Genomic DNA, 13,755 nt, shown 5'->3' on the forward strand with positions numbered 1-13,755 from the left:
CTCCAAGCTCAGATCCCAGCCGTCCACTTTGTGGACGTGCGTCCGTGCTCAACGAGGAGACGTCATGAAGAAACTCCAGGCTTCTGCCGCCGCGGCCCTGGAAGGGGCCCTGCAGGACGGCATCACCGTCGCGGTAGGCGGGTTTGGCCTCAGCGGCATTCCCGCCGACCTGATCGAAGCCCTCCGTGATTCCGGCGTCCGGGACCTCACCGTGGTCTCCAACAACATGGGCGTGGACGGCAAGGGGCTGGGCGTCCTGATCGAGGCAGGCCAGGTCCGCAAGGTGATTGCCTCCTACGTGGGTGAGAACAAGCTGTTCGCGGAGCAGTACCTTGCCGGCAAGCTGGAGGTGGAGTTCACCCCGCAGGGCACCCTCGCAGAGCGGCTTCGCGCCGGCGGCGCCGGCATTCCTGCCTTCTACACCAAGACCGGGGTGGGGACGCTGGTTGCCGAAGGCAAGCCGCACGAGGTGTTCGACGGCGAAACGTACGTCCAGGAGCGGGCCATCCGCGCCGACGTCGCACTGGTCCACGCCCACACGGCGGACACGGACGGCAACCTCACCTACCGCTACACCGCCCGGAACTTCAACCCGGTGGTGGCCACCGCGGGAGTCCTGACCGTTGCCGAGGCGGAAGTCATCGTGGAGCGCGGCCAGCTGGACCCCAACCACATCGTTACCCCCGGCGTCTTTGTCCAGCGGCTGGTCCAGGCAACGGACCGGGTCAAGGACATCGAACAGCGGACCGTCCGGCAGCGCGCCGAAACACTGCCCGTCTAATCGCACCACTTTTCTAAGGAGAAACCCCATGGGATGGACCAGGGATGAAATGGCTGCCATCGCGGCCGAGGAACTGAACGACGGCGACTACGTGAACCTGGGGATCGGGATTCCCACGCTGGTGGCCAACAACCTGCCCAAGGGCGTGCGGGTGGTCCTGCAGAGCGAGAACGGCCTGCTGGGCATGGGACCGTTCCCGTACGAGGGCGACGAGGACGCGGACCTCATCAACGCCGGCAAGCAGACCGTCACGGTACTGCCGGGCGGAAGCATCTTCGACTCCGCCACCTCGTTCGGGATGATCCGCGGCGGGCACGTCAAAGTGGCCATCCTGGGCGCCATGCAGGTCTCCGGCAACGGCGACCTGGCCAACTGGACCATCCCCGGCAAGATGGTCAAGGGCATGGGCGGTGCCATGGACCTGGTGGCCGGCACACCCCGGGTTGTGGTCCTCACCGAGCACAACGCCAAGGACGGCACGGCCAAGATCGTGCGCGAATGCACCCTGCCCTTGACCGGGCTCAGCTGCGTGGACCGGATCATCAGCGACCTTGCCGTCTTTGACCTGGCGAAGGACGACGACGGCGGGCGGCAGCTCACGCTGACCCGGCTGGCTCCGGGGGTCACCGAAGAGGAGATCCGGGAAAAAACCGAAGCGGACTTCGACGTCCGGCTCGAGAATGAGGAAGTGGCAGCATGAGCCTCAAAGACCAGTTCGGCAAGGACGTCCTGATCACCGGCTGGGGCCACAGCCGGTTCGGCAAGCTCGCCGACGACACCCTGGAATCCCTGATCGTTCAGGTAGCCACGGACGCCATCAGCACCGCAGGCATCGAGCCGGGCCAGATCGATGAGATCTACGTTGGGCAGTTCAACTCCGGCATGATGCCGCTGGCCTTCCCGTCCTCGCTGGCACTGCAGGTCTCACCGGACCTGGCCAACGTCCCGGCCACCCGCGTGGAGAACGCCTGCGCCTCGGGTTCGGCCGCGTTCCAGCAAGGCACCAAGTCACTGCTCGCGGGGACGGCGAAGACCGTCCTGGTTGTTGGCGCGGAAAAGATGACCCATGCCGGAGCGGACGTAGTGGGTGCCGGCCTCCTGGGCGCGGACTACGACATGGCCGGCAAGCCCTCCACGACGGGGTTCACGGGCCTTTTCGCCGAGGTGGCCAAGCACTACGCCAAGCGGTACGACGCCGCCGGCAACCTCGGTGATGTGCTGGGCACGATCGCTGCCAAGAACCACCGCAATGGCGTGGATAACCCGTACGCCCAGCTCCGGAAGGACCTCGGCGAGGAGTTCTGCCGGACCGTCTCGGACAAGAACCCCATGGTGGCCGATCCGCTGCGCCGCACGGACTGTTCCCCGGTCTCGGATGGTGCTGCCGCCGTCGTGCTGTCCACCTCCCCCACCGGCGGTGCCACGGCCCCGGTCCGGCTCGCGGGCTTTGGACACGCCAACGACTTCTTCCCCGCCGCACGCCGGGACCCCACCGCGTTCGAGGCCACCCGCGTCTCGTGGCAGCGCGCCCTGGCGATGGCCGGCGTCGGGCTCGAAGACCTGGATCTGGCCGAAGTCCACGACTGCTTCACCATCGCCGAGCTGCTGATGTACGAGGCCATGGGCCTGGCAGAACCCGGCCAAGGCGCCAGGGCCCTCCAGGAGGGCTGGGTCTTCAAGGACGGCAAGCTGCCGGTCAATGTCTCCGGCGGCCTCAAGTCCAAGGGCCACCCCGTGGGGGCCACCGGCGTATCCCAGCACGTCCTGGCAGCCATGCAGCTCACCGGCACCGCGGGAGACATGCAGCTGCCCGCTCCCCGGCGCGCGGCAGTGCAGAACATGGGCGGCGTGGGAATCGCCAACTACGTCAGCATCCTGGAAGCCGTCTAAACCCACCATCCGGGGCTTCGATATCGCCGCGGGTCAGGGGTTTATGGCGCTTACCCTTGCACCCTGGCCCTGCGCCCCGTACGTTGGGGACTGTGGGGGATTAACTCCCGCGCACTCCGGGACGATCCCCGGGGAGAGAATCAGAGTCACATGAAGGAATGCAGCCATGGCAACAGGCACAGTTAAATGGTTCAACGCCGAAAAGGGTTTTGGCTTCATTGCCCCCGATGACGGGTCCGCTGACGTTTTCGCCCACTACTCGGCAATCGCCACCAGCGGCTACCGCTCACTGGACGAGAACCAGAAGGTCGAATTCGATGTGACCCAGGGTCCCAAGGGCCCGCAGGCAGAGAACATCCGCCCGCTCTAAGTCTTCGGCGGCCTCCGGCTAGTGCCGGGACCCCATTCCAGCGGCCTTCCACCCTCGGTGGAGGGCCGCTGTTTTTATGCCCCGGCACCGTTCGGTGGTTCCGTTTGGGATAATTGACCCATGACGGCACACGACCAGGACAGGGACCCGTGGGAGGAATTTGATGCCCTCGGCCCCGCCGCTCCGGACCGCGTGCCCGGCCAGCCGGGCGGGGAGCCATACGGCTTCGGCTTCCGTACCGGGGTGCGCAGCGCCCGGGTTGCCGTTGGCTTCGCCATCTACGCACTGGCACTGGGAACAATCCTCGCCCTGACCGGTTGCATCGTCTTCATCACCCGGCAGCAGTGGCTGCTGATGGGCCTCATGCTGTTGTTTGAGGCGGTCTTTGTGTTCGCGTTCACGCGGCTCGTGGCCCAGGCCAGGCACCGCAGGCCCTGGAACCGGCACGCCAGGTAAATCCGCTGCGCGGTTGCCGGCTTTCAGGCGGTTGACCTTGACGCAGCGTCAAACCCTAGGCTCGAGGCATGGAAACATCACCGGGTTCCGCGGACAGGGACTGGTCCACCCATGAGGTGGCCAGGATCGCAGGCACCACCAGCCGCACGCTGAGGCACTATGACGATATCGGCCTGCTGAAGCCCAGCCGGGTGGGCGGCAACGGCTACCGCTATTACGATGGCGCCGCCCTCCTCCAGCTGCAGCGCATCCTTTTGCTGCGCGAGCTGGGCCTCGGCCTGCCCGCCATTCAGGAGGTCTTCCACCGCCACGCCGATCCCGTGGCGGCGCTCAGCCGGCATCTCGAATGGCTGGGCCAGGAGCAGCAACGGTTGGCCCTGCAGGCGGAGTCGGTCCGGCAAACGATTGAAACAGTGAAGGCAGGAGGCCAACTGGTGGCAGAGAACATGTTCGAAGGTTTCGACCACACCAAGTACAAGGACGAGGTCGAGGAACGCTGGGGCAAAAACACTTACGCAAAATCGGACGCCTGGTGGCGAAGCATGCCGGCAGCGGAAAAGCAGGAGTGGAAGTCCGTGGCTGAGGAGCTTGGCAGGGATTGGCGCACGGCAGCGGCCGCCGGGTCCGCCCCTGACGGAGCCGAGGCGCAGGATCTGGCACGGCGGCACCTGGCCTGGCTGAAGTCCATCCCCGGAACCCCCGCTGCCGGCAATGGAGACCTGCGTGGGTACGTACTCGGGTTGGCGGAGATGTACGTCGCGGACCCCCGCTTCGCCGACAATTACGGCGGTATGCAGGGAGCACGCTTCGTACAGGCAGCGCTGCGCGCCTACGTCGACATGTCCCTGTAAGGGTCAGGTGCCACCGGACGTTGCCGTCAGCGTAGGCTATCGGCCCGTTCCTCCGGCGACCGCCTGGCCTTGGCCCGTTTAGTCCGGCGGATGATGAGCAGGACCACGGCGAGGGCGAGCGCGGCATACACGGCGTAGTTCAGGAGCCGGGAGTACTCCTCGATAAGCCGGTACTGGGTTCCCAGAAGGTAGCCCAGGCCAACCAGGGCACCGTTCCAGAGACCGCTGCCCGCCAGGGTGAAGAGGGTGAACGTTCCCACATTCATCCCCGCCGCTCCCGCCGGCAGTGAGATGAGGCTGCGAACTCCGGGCAGGAGGCGTCCGAAGAAGATGGACGACCTGCCGTGGCGGCGAAACCAAGCCGCTGCGTGCTCGAAATCCTCCCGGTCAATTAGCGGCAACTTGGACAACCACCCGATGGAGCGCTCCAGCCCCAGTTTGGCTCCCAACCAGTAAAGGAACAGGGCCCCCAGGTACGCGCCCGCGGTGCTGGCGGCGAACACGAGGAAGAGGTTCAAGGACCCTTGCTTGGCGAGGTAGCCCGCCAGCGGGAGAATTACCTCGCTGGGAATGGGGGGCACCACCGTCTCTGCAAGGGTGAAGGCCCCCACGCCCCACTCGCCCAGGGCATCAATGGCCCGCGCCGCAAAACCCACGATTCCCGTAAGCCCATCGGCAGGGCTGGCTGCGGCGGTCATGATTGTCCCCATACGCCTGTTCCGTTCCGTTGCACGCCATGCCCCGTTACTGACCCGTCGCCTCCACCTTACGGGCCTGGCCACGCGCATCCGCGCCAGCCCGGCCGCGCAGCGCAGGGCACCTAAGAAAGAAGCTCCCGTACTTACCGGTGCTTGAACTCAGGCTGGCGCTTCTGCGCGAACGCGGCCATGCCTTCTTTCTGGTCCTCTGTGGCGAACAGGGAATGGAACAGCCGGCGCTCGAAGATCACTCCCTGCGCCAACCCGGTTTCGAACGCGGCGTTGACGGCCTCTTTCGCTGCCATCGCCGCGGGCTTGGATTTTCCGGCGATTACACCGGCCACCTCCAGTGCCTGCGACACCACATCCGCGGCCGGAACCACCCGGGAGACCAGCCCACAGCGCTCGGCTTCCTCGGCGTCGATGAACCTGCCCGTGAGGATCATGTCCATGGCCTTGGCCTTGCCCACGGCCCGCGTGAGCCGCTGCGAACCGCCCATCCCAGGCAGCACGGCGAGGTTGATCTCGGGCTGGCCGAACTTCGCGTTGTCGCCCGCGATGATGATGTCGCACATCATGGCCAGCTCGCAGCCGCCGCCCAGGGCAAAGCCGGACACCGCCGCGATGGTGGGGATGCGCAGGCGGGTGAAGTCTTCCCAGCCCCGGAACCAGTCAGCGGTGTACATGTCCATGTAGCCTTGGTCGGCCATCTCCTTGATGTCCGCACCCGCGGCAAAGGCCTTGCCCGAGCCCGTGACCACCACTGCGCCCACGCCGGGATCAGCATCCATCGCGGTCACCGCGGCCACCAGTTCTTCCATGGTGGCCTTGTTCAGCGCATTCAATGCCGAGGGTCTGTTCAGCGTCACCAGCCCTACCCTGCCCTGCTGCTCCACCAGGATGTTGGCGTACTCCGTCATTCGGGGCTCCCGTCGTCGTGTGCTGCTGTGGTTGTCCGCAGATCCAGTTCCCCGCCGTCCAGCGGCTGAAAGAACCGGTCCACCTGGTTTGGAAGCACCTCGGCCAAGGTGGCAGGTTTCCACTGCGGGTTCCTGTCCTTGTCCACCACCTGCGCGCGGATCCCTTCGCGGAAATCGGGTCCGGCAAGGAACCGGATTCCCGCCCGGTACTCCCGGGCCAGGGCCTCATCCAGGGTCAGCTCCGCGGCACCTCGCAGTGCGGCCAGCGTAACTTTGACCGAGGTGGGCGATTTGGCTTCGATGGTGTCCGCGGCCTCGGCGGCATCATCGCGGCCGGCCCCGGTCCAGGCGCGGAGGCGGGCCACGATGTCCCCGGCCTCGTCCGAGGCGTAGCACCAATCGATCCAGTCCCGCTGCCCCGCCAGTATCGAGGCAGGAGGGTCGTCGGAATAACGGGCGACGGCGGCTTCCGGGCTTTCATCTTCCAGCGCCGCAACCAGGCGGGGCAGCGCGTGGGAGGGCACGAAGTGGTCGGCAAGACCGAGGAACAAGGCGTCCCCCGCATCCAGGTGCGCGCCGGTCAACGCCGCGTGCGTCCCTGTTTCGCCTGGTGCGCGGGACAGCAGGAACGTCCCCCCGACGTCCGGGGCGAACCCAATGGTGGTCTCCGGCATGCCCATCCTGGTCCGTTCCGTGACCACACGGACGCTGCCATGCGCGGAGATGCCGACTCCCCCGCCCAGAACCAGGCCGTCCATCAAAGCGACATACGGCTTGGGGTACCGGGAAATCAGCGAATTCATGCGGTACTCGGTCTGCCAGAAATCCGCGGTCGCGGTGCCGCCGTGCAGCATGTCCCTGTAAATCGCCACGATGTCTCCGCCGGCGCACAGGCCCCGCTCCCCGGCGCCCTGCACCAGGACTGTGGCCACGCCGCCGTCGTCCGTCCATGCAATTAGCTGCCGCAGCAGAAGATCGACCATTCCTGCTGTGAGCGCATTGACTGCCCTCGGTCGGTTCAGGGTGATCACGCCCAGGCGGCCGCGGCGTTCAAAAAGAACCTCCGCGCTTCCGCTCTCAGCCGTGCTGTCCGTGGTGGTGCCCTTGGCTGCGGTCATCGGCTGGAGCGCTCCTTTGCATGGTGGCCGGACGAGTGATCCAGGTCATTCTGTTGCGAATATACCCGTCCCCACCGTCCGCGAACGAACGGGACCGGGAACGGCGGGGCCGACGCCGTCGAAGGCTTTACCCGCCGTGCGGCTGCCAAGGTAAGTTAGGAACCGTGAAGATAGCTACCTGGAATGTGAACTCGCTCCGAGCCCGCGCCGACCGCGTTGAAGCGTGGCTCCAGCGCAGCGACTGCGATGTCCTTGCCATCCAGGAGACCAAGTGCAAGGACGAGAACTTCCCCTGGGAGCTCTTTGAGCGGATGGGCTACGAGGTGGCCCACTTCGGAGTCAACCAGTGGAACGGCGTGGCCATCGCCTCCCGTGTGGGGCTTGAGGACGTGGAGCGGACGTTCCTGGACCAGCCATCGTTCGGCAAGGCCGGCAAGGATCCGGTGCAGGAAGCCCGGGCCATGGCGGCCACCTGCGGTGGCATCCGCATCTGGAGTCTTTACGTCCCCAACGGCCGCTCCCTCGACGACGAGCACATGCCGTACAAGCTCAAGTGGTTGGAGAGCCTGAAGACGCACGCCCAGGGGCTGGTTACGGAGAACCCACAGGCGCAGGTGGCGTTGATGGGCGACTGGAACATCGCACCCTTCGATGACGATGTCTGGGACATCGACCTGTTCATCAACAACCGGTCAACGCACGTCAGCCCGCCGGAACGTGAGGCGTTCCATGCCTTCGAAGCGGCCGGCTATACGGACGTGGTGCGCCCCTACACCCCTGGCCCCGGCGTCTACACCTACTGGGACTACACCCAGCTGCGGTTCCCCAAAAAGGAAGGCATGCGGATCGACTTCGTCCTGGCTTCCCCCGCCCTGGCCGCGCGTGTCACAGGCGCCGCCATCGACCGTGAGGAACGCAAGGGCAAAGGTGCCTCCGACCACGCCCCCGTACTTGTGGAACTGGCGGACTAATGACGTCACCCTGGACCCATGCAAGGAGACCGTCATGACGGGAAACCTCTACCGGGGCCAGGCGGGCCTGCCTTTCTCCTCCACGCTCCGGGTCTACGAACCCCTGGAAGCCTTCCCGGAGGAACAACGCCCCGCCATCCAGGCAGCCGGTGCGCAGGCAGCCTCCCGCGCCGCCGTCGAAAACGCTGAACTGCTGGCGTCGCTGGGCCGCATCACCCGCTCAGGCGGGGACCCATTCCCAACGGGACGCACCGACCTGGTGCGGGTCACCACCCTCCCCGTGCCGGAAAGTGGAGCGGCCGACGACGGTGCTGACGCCGCCGCCGAACCCGTCCTGCTTTATTGCCCCAGCCAGCTGGTCCTTCGCGCCGGATTGGCGGCCAACGCCCTCATGGAGGGCATCCACGGCCCGCTGGCCGAGATGCTGATCCCTGAAGAGCAGCGTGACCGGCACCAGGAACGCATCGATCTGGTGAAGGCCCGCGACGGCTCCATCAGGGTCCACACGCGTGCTTCCACCTGGGGCATCCCCTTCAGCTGGTTCTCGCTGTTCATGGACTCCGACCGCAAGGACGTGGTGGAAGCCAACGGCCGAATCCTCACCGTCCGGGTCTGGGCAACCATCACCGACGCCCTGGAGCGGGCCCGCTACGCCGTGGCCAACCTTGCCCTGGCCGCCCCCGACCTGGACATGCTCGATGACCTGGCCCAGCTGACCGAATGGCTCGAATTGTTCCACGTGAACTCCATGGTGGAGCTGGACTACGGCGCCGTGGCAGACAAGGTGTACCCCGACGAATCGCCCATGGACATCAGGCTTGGTATCGAATGCCTGGCAGAGGGGGACATGACCGGCGCAGCCGCTGCCTATCGCCGGCTTGCCTCCCGATGGATCCCCATCCGCCAGCTCGCGCGCGCGTCCTGACGGGGCGAGAGCACACCGCAGATCCAGTTCGGGGCCGTTCTCGCGTGCTCGCTGCTGTCGGCTTGAGCGCGCTAATTACTGGGCGGTGCGGTGGACTCCCGGACGATCAGGTGGTGCGGGGCAACGGTCGTCTGCACCGCCCCATGGGATCCAGCGAGTTCATCAAGGAGCATCCGCGTCCCCTGCTGACCCTGCTCCACCGGGTCCTGGGCGACGGTGGTGAGCCCCATTGCCTCGGAGAATTCATGGTTATCGATGCCGATAATGGATAGGTCTTCAGGGACCCGCACTCCCCTGCGCCGTGCCTGGAGCATGGCTCCGATGGCCATTTCATCGGAGGCGCAGAGTATGGCCGTAGGCTTCGGCCCGGGGTTTCTCCACAAGGCGTCAAAACCTTCCTGGCCGCTCCGTACGGTGAAATTGCCGAAGATGTCCCACTCCGGCGGCATTACTGATCCGGCCTTCGCCATCGTTTCCACGAAGCCTTCCACACGGAGGCGGGGAACGGTGAAGTTCAGGTCGGAATCGTCCTGGCCGTGCAGGAGTGCCACCTTACGATGTCCCAGCCCGATCAGGTGTGAAGTGGCGTCAGCTGCCGCCGCATAGTCATCAATCCCAATGCTGGGGCAGTCCTCCACCGGTCCCCCGACGATGATCAACGGGATATCGATGCGCTGCAGGTCCTCAATTTCCTCATGGGTAAGGGACATACACAGGACGAGCAGGGCGTCGATCTGCTTGTAGACCATCGTCTTGCTGAAAAGACGCTCCCGGGCGCCGCGCTGGCCGCCAAGGTTGAAGAGGGAGAGGTTGTAGCCGCGCTGGTGGAGTTCGCGGTCCACGCCTTCGATCGCTTTGAAGAAGAACCACCGGTCCACGTATGGTGCCAGCACGCCTACGGTCCTGGTCCGGCCCGTGGCAAGCCCGGAAGCCGAGGAAGACGCCACATAACCCAGGTTTCCGGCGACCTCCAGAATCTTTTCCCTGGTGGCGGGGGAAACCCTGGGCAATCCGCGTACGGCGCGGGAAACAGTGGCCGTTGAGACTCCGGCGGCTGCGGCTACATCCTCAATGCTGACGCCGTTATGGCCGCCCCGTTGAGACCTTTCAGTTGTGCGTGCCACCGTGTCCCCTTTTCAACTCCTTTTCGACGCGGGCCGGCCGGCCCTGCGTTCACCCCCAAACCCTGCATTTTCCCATTCCACGGCGGGTCAGTGATAACCAGGCAGGCAGGGGGCGCAGCAGCGGAGTGACGATTCTGCCCGCGTTCTTACCTGCGGGCGGGAAGTTTACGGCGCAGGCGCACCATGCCGTAGAGCGCCAGCAGCGTGGCCAACAGGCCCAGGGCCCACCCGACGGCGGACTGGGCAGTGATTTCCATCCACACCGTGACCACAAGGAAGACCAGTGCCCAGAACGCCAGGAAACCGATGATGATGTCGAAGTCCTCACCCGACCGGACAAGCCTGCTGCGGTTTCCCGCCCCCGGAGTGCGGGGGCGGGAAACGTTGTCCGTCACTTGACTGCACCTGCCGTGAGGCCGGCGACAATCTTGCGCTGGAATACCAGCACCAGGATCACCAGCGGAATGGTGACGATGGTGCCGGCGGCCATGATGGCCGTGTAAGGGATTTGGTTGGGCTGCGCGCCGGCGAAGTTGGCGATGGCCACCGTAACAGGCTGCGTCGCATCGCTGGACAGCTGGCTCGCGATCAGGAATTCATTCCACGAGGAGATGAACGCCAGGATCGCCGTGGTGAAAATCGCAGGTGCAGCCAGGGGCATGATGACCTTACGGAAGGCCTGCCCCTGGGTGCAGCCGTCAACCCTGGCCGATTCCTCCAGCTCCCACGGCATCTCGCGGAAGAACGAGGTCATGGTGTAGACCGTCAGCGGGAGCACGAAGGAGATGTTGGGGATGATCAGGGCCTGGTAGGTGCCCATCCAACCGATGTTGGTGAACAGCTGGAAGAGCGGGGTGATCAGGGCAACACCGGGGAACATGGAGGCTCCGAGGATGAAGCCGAGCACCAGGAACTTTCCCTTGAAGTTCAGCCGGGCCAAGGCGTAAGCGGCGAACACGCCGATCAGCAGGGACACCACCGTCACCACGCCACCGATGAACACACTGTTCAAGAGCGCCTGGCCGAACCTGTTGCCGAACGACGTATCGAAGGCGGTCCTGAAATTGTCCAGGGTCACATGGGTCGGCAGGATTGACGTGTCGTAAGTGAAGCCCACCTCACGGAACGCCGTGACCACCATCCAGTAAGCAGGCGCCAGGCACCAGAGCAGGACGATCGCAGCACTGAGGTATGTGCGGCCCTGCGCCCACTTTTCACGGTTCTGCGCGGCCCTGCGGCCCCTGTCCTGCTGGGCACGCAGTGCCGACGCGTCGGCTGTTGCCGTGGTCATTTCTTCCCCTTTCCTGTGGCGCCGCTCTGCTCAACCACGTTTGCCCCGAGGAAGCGGACAAAGATGAAGGCGACGAGGAAGATGATGATGAAGGTAATTGTGGACAGGGCAGCAGCCGCATTGAACCCTTGCCTAATCTGGCTAATGACCAGAATGGACAGCGTAGTGGTGTTATTGGCACCGCCGGTCAGGATGTACGGCAGGTCGAACATGCGCAGCGCATCCAGGGTCCGGAAGAGGATTGCCACCATCAGGGCCGGCTTGACCAGCGGCAGGGTGATCAGGCGGAACCGCTGCCAGGCAGAGGTCCCGTCCACCTTGGCCGCTTCATAGACTTCCGCTGGAATCATCTGAAGGCCTGCCAGGATCAGCAGCGCCATGAACGGCGTGGTCTTCCAGACGTCGGCAATAACGACTGCCCATTTGGCCGGCCACTCGCTGCCCGTCCACAGGATGCTCACATTGAACAGCTTGTTGGCGATTCCCTCGAAGGCGAAGATAAAGAACCAAAGCTTCGCGGTGACAGCCGTGGGGATGGCCCACGGCACAAGAACAGCAGCGCGGACGAGGCTCCGGCCGCGGAACTCACGGGCCATGATCATGGCCATCCAGAAACCCAGGACAGTTTCCAGCGCCACCGTGACCACGGTGAAGAAGAACGTGGTGGCGGTGGCGGACCAGAACTGGCCGCCAAGCGTGCCCGGCGGGCAGGCGACAGTTCCGCCGGCGGGAGCCGAGCATTGCTGCGCGAGCCAGTTCACATAGTTCTGGATGCCCGCCGGGCCGCCGGCCGTGAACAGGCCGGTGGCCGGGTCCAGGCCTGCGTCCTTCTGGAAGGACATGACGATGGCGCTGACAATGGGGTAAACAATGACGGTGGCCAGAGCGATGATGGTGGGGGCGAGCAACCAGGACGCCCAGCGGCCCTGGCTGGCAATCCTGTTGTCTTCCCCCACACCCTTGGGGGCGTGATGGGCGGGGGCGCCGCCCGACGCCGGTGCCTTGACCGGCGTCGGGCCTAGTTCGGTTGCCATGGCAGAACTACGATCCCGCGCTCGCGGATTCGATGGACTTCTGCATGTCAGAAAGTGCGGTTTCCACTGGCTTTTCTCCCTTGATAGCGGAGTAGGCGTTGTCTTGGATTGCCTTGGTGACAGCCGGGTAGAAGGGCGTTACCGGACGCGGAACAGCGTTCTGGATGGACGTCTTCAGGACCGGAAGGTAAGGCAGCTTGGCGACGAGTTCCTGGTCTTCATACAGCGATCCGAGGACCGGGGCCAAGGAGCCCTGCGTAGCGTAGAACTTCTCGGTTTCCGCCGAGGTCATGAACTTCATGAAGTCCAGCGCAGTGGCCTTGTTCTTGGAGTACACGCTGGTGGCAAGGTTGTGACCGCCGAGCGAGGAGGCGCCGGGGCCATCCTTGCCCGGAAGCGCAGCCAGCCCGGTCTTGTCCTTGACGGCGGAAGAACCTTCAGTGGTCATCAGGTTGAAGGCGTAGGGCCAGTTGCGCAGGAACAGGAGCTTACCGCTCTGGAATGCCTGGCGGCTGTCCTCTTCTTTGTACGTGATGGCTTCCTTGGGAATATTGCCGTCAGCGTAGGCCTTCGCCAGGTTTTCAAGGCCGGCCTTGGCCTCGGGGGTGTTGAGGCTGGGCTTTCCATCCTTATCGAGGACTGAGCCGCCGGCAGAGTTGATGGCCTCGGAAGCGTTCACAGTGAGGCCCTCGTACTTGCTGAACTGGCCTGCGTAGCATCCGATGTTGTTCTGCTTGGCGATGGAGCACATGCTCATCATCTCGTCCCAGGTCTTGGGCGGGTTGGGCACCAGGTCCTTCCTGTAGTACAGGATTCCGCCGTCCGAGGTTTGCGGGGCTGCATAAAGGGTGCCCTTGTAGGTTGCGCTGTCCACGGTCGGCTTCAGCATGGCGCTGGTGTCGATCGCCATCTTGTCCTTCAGCGGCTGAAGCCAGCCCTTGGCTGCGAACTCGGCGGTCCAGACGACGTCCACATCCACGACGTCGTAGTCGGACTGCTTGGCCTGGAAGTGCTGCACGAGGTCGTCGTGCTGCTGGTCTGCCTGGTCGGTCTGTTCCTTGAAGGTGACCTTTTCGTTCGGGTGGGCAGCATTCCACTTATCAACCAGGGGGCGGACTACGTTGCTGTTGTCCTTGCCCTGTACATACGTAATGGGGCCGCGGCCGTCGAGGTTGGCTTCGGCGTCGCTGCCTCCACCACCCGTGGTGCCCCCTCCACCTCCGCCGCCGCAGGCGGACAACGTAAGGGCCAGAATGCCGGCAGTGGCAGCCGGAAGCAGGAATCTCGGGGTTTTCATTAGCTTGAAGCTCCTCGCTGAGTGACAAG

General features: G+C 64.8%; 16 protein-coding genes. 8 read left to right on the forward strand and 8 right to left on the reverse strand.

The window, feature by feature from the left end:
* Positions 1 to 64 precede the first annotated feature (64 nt).
* The 6 genes from VXJ37_RS14270 (at position 65) to VXJ37_RS14295 (ending at position 4,348) form a co-directional block, all read left to right on the forward strand.
* A complete protein-coding gene (locus VXJ37_RS14270; protein ID WP_331323689.1) occupies positions 65 to 781 on the forward strand; it encodes a CoA transferase subunit A in 717 nt (238 codons plus the stop codon).
* Positions 782 to 809: 28 nt separating this feature from the next.
* The gene (locus VXJ37_RS14275; protein ID WP_331323690.1) at positions 810 to 1,481 is read left to right on the forward strand and encodes a CoA transferase subunit B; all 672 of its coding nucleotides are present in this window, start codon (positions 810 to 812) and stop codon (positions 1,479 to 1,481) included.
* The gene (locus VXJ37_RS14280) at positions 1,478 to 2,671 is read left to right on the forward strand and encodes an acetyl-CoA acetyltransferase (protein WP_331323691.1); all 1,194 of its coding nucleotides are present in this window, start codon (positions 1,478 to 1,480) and stop codon (positions 2,669 to 2,671) included. The genes VXJ37_RS14275 and VXJ37_RS14280 overlap by 4 nt, the downstream gene beginning before the upstream one ends.
* 166 nt (positions 2,672 to 2,837) lie before the next feature.
* Positions 2,838 to 3,041 (forward strand): cold-shock protein, encoded by a 204-nt coding sequence (locus VXJ37_RS14285; protein ID WP_009357211.1) that lies wholly within the window; start codon positions 2,838 to 2,840, stop codon positions 3,039 to 3,041.
* A gap of 120 nt (positions 3,042 to 3,161) precedes the next feature.
* On the forward strand, positions 3,162 to 3,497 hold the full coding sequence (locus VXJ37_RS14290) for a hypothetical protein (RefSeq protein WP_331323692.1): 336 nt from the start codon (positions 3,162 to 3,164) through the stop codon (positions 3,495 to 3,497).
* 68 nt (positions 3,498 to 3,565) lie between these two features.
* On the forward strand, positions 3,566 to 4,348 hold the full coding sequence (locus VXJ37_RS14295) for a MerR family transcriptional regulator (RefSeq protein WP_331323693.1): 783 nt from the start codon (positions 3,566 to 3,568) through the stop codon (positions 4,346 to 4,348).
* A 26-nt stretch (positions 4,349 to 4,374) separates the two neighbouring features.
* On the opposite strand, the gene VXJ37_RS14300 is transcribed toward VXJ37_RS14295, so the two are convergent.
* The 3 genes from VXJ37_RS14300 to VXJ37_RS14310 all read right to left on the reverse strand — a co-directional run bounded on the left by VXJ37_RS14300 (position 4,375) and on the right by VXJ37_RS14310 (position 7,084).
* Positions 4,375 to 5,058: a DedA family protein gene (locus tag VXJ37_RS14300; RefSeq protein WP_331323694.1), complete on the reverse strand. Its 684-nt coding sequence runs from the start codon at positions 5,056 to 5,058 to the stop codon at positions 4,375 to 4,377.
* A gap of 131 nt (positions 5,059 to 5,189) precedes the next feature.
* Positions 5,190 to 5,966 (reverse strand): enoyl-CoA hydratase, encoded by a 777-nt coding sequence (locus VXJ37_RS14305; RefSeq protein ID WP_331323695.1) that lies wholly within the window; start codon positions 5,964 to 5,966, stop codon positions 5,190 to 5,192.
* On the reverse strand, positions 5,963 to 7,084 hold the full coding sequence (locus tag VXJ37_RS14310) for an enoyl-CoA hydratase/isomerase family protein (protein ID WP_331323696.1): 1,122 nt from the start codon (positions 7,082 to 7,084) through the stop codon (positions 5,963 to 5,965). Before VXJ37_RS14310 ends, VXJ37_RS14305 begins: the two co-directional genes overlap by 4 nt.
* Before the next feature lie 164 nt (positions 7,085 to 7,248).
* Between VXJ37_RS14310 and VXJ37_RS14315 the strand changes: the two genes are divergently transcribed.
* Positions 7,249 to 8,055 (forward strand): exodeoxyribonuclease III, encoded by an 807-nt coding sequence (locus VXJ37_RS14315; RefSeq protein ID WP_331323697.1) that lies wholly within the window; start codon positions 7,249 to 7,251, stop codon positions 8,053 to 8,055.
* A 34-nt stretch (positions 8,056 to 8,089) separates the two neighbouring features.
* Entirely contained in the window at positions 8,090 to 8,980 is an 891-nt protein-coding gene (locus VXJ37_RS14320) for a hypothetical protein (protein ID WP_331323698.1), read from the forward strand.
* A gap of 71 nt (positions 8,981 to 9,051) precedes the next feature.
* On the opposite strand, the gene VXJ37_RS14325 is transcribed toward VXJ37_RS14320, so the two are convergent.
* From VXJ37_RS14325 to VXJ37_RS14345, 5 genes are all read right to left on the reverse strand, one after another.
* A complete protein-coding gene (locus VXJ37_RS14325; RefSeq protein ID WP_331323699.1) occupies positions 9,052 to 10,104 on the reverse strand; it encodes a LacI family DNA-binding transcriptional regulator in 1,053 nt (350 codons plus the stop codon).
* A 146-nt stretch (positions 10,105 to 10,250) separates the two neighbouring features.
* Positions 10,251 to 10,499 carry a hypothetical protein gene (locus VXJ37_RS14330; protein WP_331323700.1) on the reverse strand — a complete coding sequence of 83 codons (249 nt, stop codon included), beginning with the start codon at positions 10,497 to 10,499 and terminating at the stop codon, positions 10,251 to 10,253.
* Positions 10,496 to 11,395 carry a carbohydrate ABC transporter permease gene (locus tag VXJ37_RS14335; protein ID WP_331323701.1) on the reverse strand — a complete coding sequence of 300 codons (900 nt, stop codon included), beginning with the start codon at positions 11,393 to 11,395 and terminating at the stop codon, positions 10,496 to 10,498. The genes VXJ37_RS14330 and VXJ37_RS14335 overlap by 4 nt, the downstream gene beginning before the upstream one ends.
* Positions 11,392 to 12,429 carry a carbohydrate ABC transporter permease gene (locus tag VXJ37_RS14340; RefSeq protein WP_331323702.1) on the reverse strand — a complete coding sequence of 346 codons (1,038 nt, stop codon included), beginning with the start codon at positions 12,427 to 12,429 and terminating at the stop codon, positions 11,392 to 11,394. The genes VXJ37_RS14335 and VXJ37_RS14340 overlap by 4 nt, the downstream gene beginning before the upstream one ends.
* 7 nt (positions 12,430 to 12,436) lie before the next feature.
* Complete coding sequence (locus tag VXJ37_RS14345; RefSeq protein WP_331323703.1) at positions 12,437 to 13,726, reverse strand: ABC transporter substrate-binding protein; 1,290 nt, start codon at positions 13,724 to 13,726, stop codon at positions 12,437 to 12,439.
* Positions 13,727 to 13,755 lie beyond the last annotated feature (29 nt).

It is taken from the genome of Pseudarthrobacter phenanthrenivorans, from assembly GCF_036455295.1.
GTDB classification, from domain to species: domain Bacteria; phylum Actinomycetota; class Actinomycetes; order Actinomycetales; family Micrococcaceae; genus Arthrobacter; species Arthrobacter phenanthrenivorans_C.

Coding starts and splice junctions, on each gene's coding strand:
- VXJ37_RS14270 (WP_331323689.1), top strand. CDS start 65: ATGAAGAAACTCCAGGCTTCTGCCGCCGCGGCCCTGGAAGGGGCCCTG.
- VXJ37_RS14275 (WP_331323690.1), top strand. CDS start 810: ATGGGATGGACCAGGGATGAAATGGCTGCCATCGCGGCCGAGGAACTG.
- VXJ37_RS14280 (WP_331323691.1), top strand. CDS start 1,478: ATGAGCCTCAAAGACCAGTTCGGCAAGGACGTCCTGATCACCGGCTGG.
- VXJ37_RS14285 (WP_009357211.1), top strand. CDS start 2,838: ATGGCAACAGGCACAGTTAAATGGTTCAACGCCGAAAAGGGTTTTGGC.
- VXJ37_RS14290 (WP_331323692.1), top strand. CDS start 3,162: ATGACGGCACACGACCAGGACAGGGACCCGTGGGAGGAATTTGATGCC.
- VXJ37_RS14295 (WP_331323693.1), top strand. CDS start 3,566: ATGGAAACATCACCGGGTTCCGCGGACAGGGACTGGTCCACCCATGAG.
- VXJ37_RS14300 (WP_331323694.1), bottom strand. CDS start 5,058: ATGGGGACAATCATGACCGCCGCAGCCAGCCCTGCCGATGGGCTTACG.
- VXJ37_RS14305 (WP_331323695.1), bottom strand. CDS start 5,966: ATGACGGAGTACGCCAACATCCTGGTGGAGCAGCAGGGCAGGGTAGGG.
- VXJ37_RS14310 (WP_331323696.1), bottom strand. CDS start 7,084: ATGACCGCAGCCAAGGGCACCACCACGGACAGCACGGCTGAGAGCGGA.
- VXJ37_RS14320 (WP_331323698.1), top strand. CDS start 8,090: ATGACGGGAAACCTCTACCGGGGCCAGGCGGGCCTGCCTTTCTCCTCC.
- VXJ37_RS14335 (WP_331323701.1), bottom strand. CDS start 11,395: ATGACCACGGCAACAGCCGACGCGTCGGCACTGCGTGCCCAGCAGGAC.
- VXJ37_RS14340 (WP_331323702.1), bottom strand. CDS start 12,429: ATGGCAACCGAACTAGGCCCGACGCCGGTCAAGGCACCGGCGTCGGGC.
- VXJ37_RS14345 (WP_331323703.1), bottom strand. CDS start 13,726: ATGAAAACCCCGAGATTCCTGCTTCCGGCTGCCACTGCCGGCATTCTG.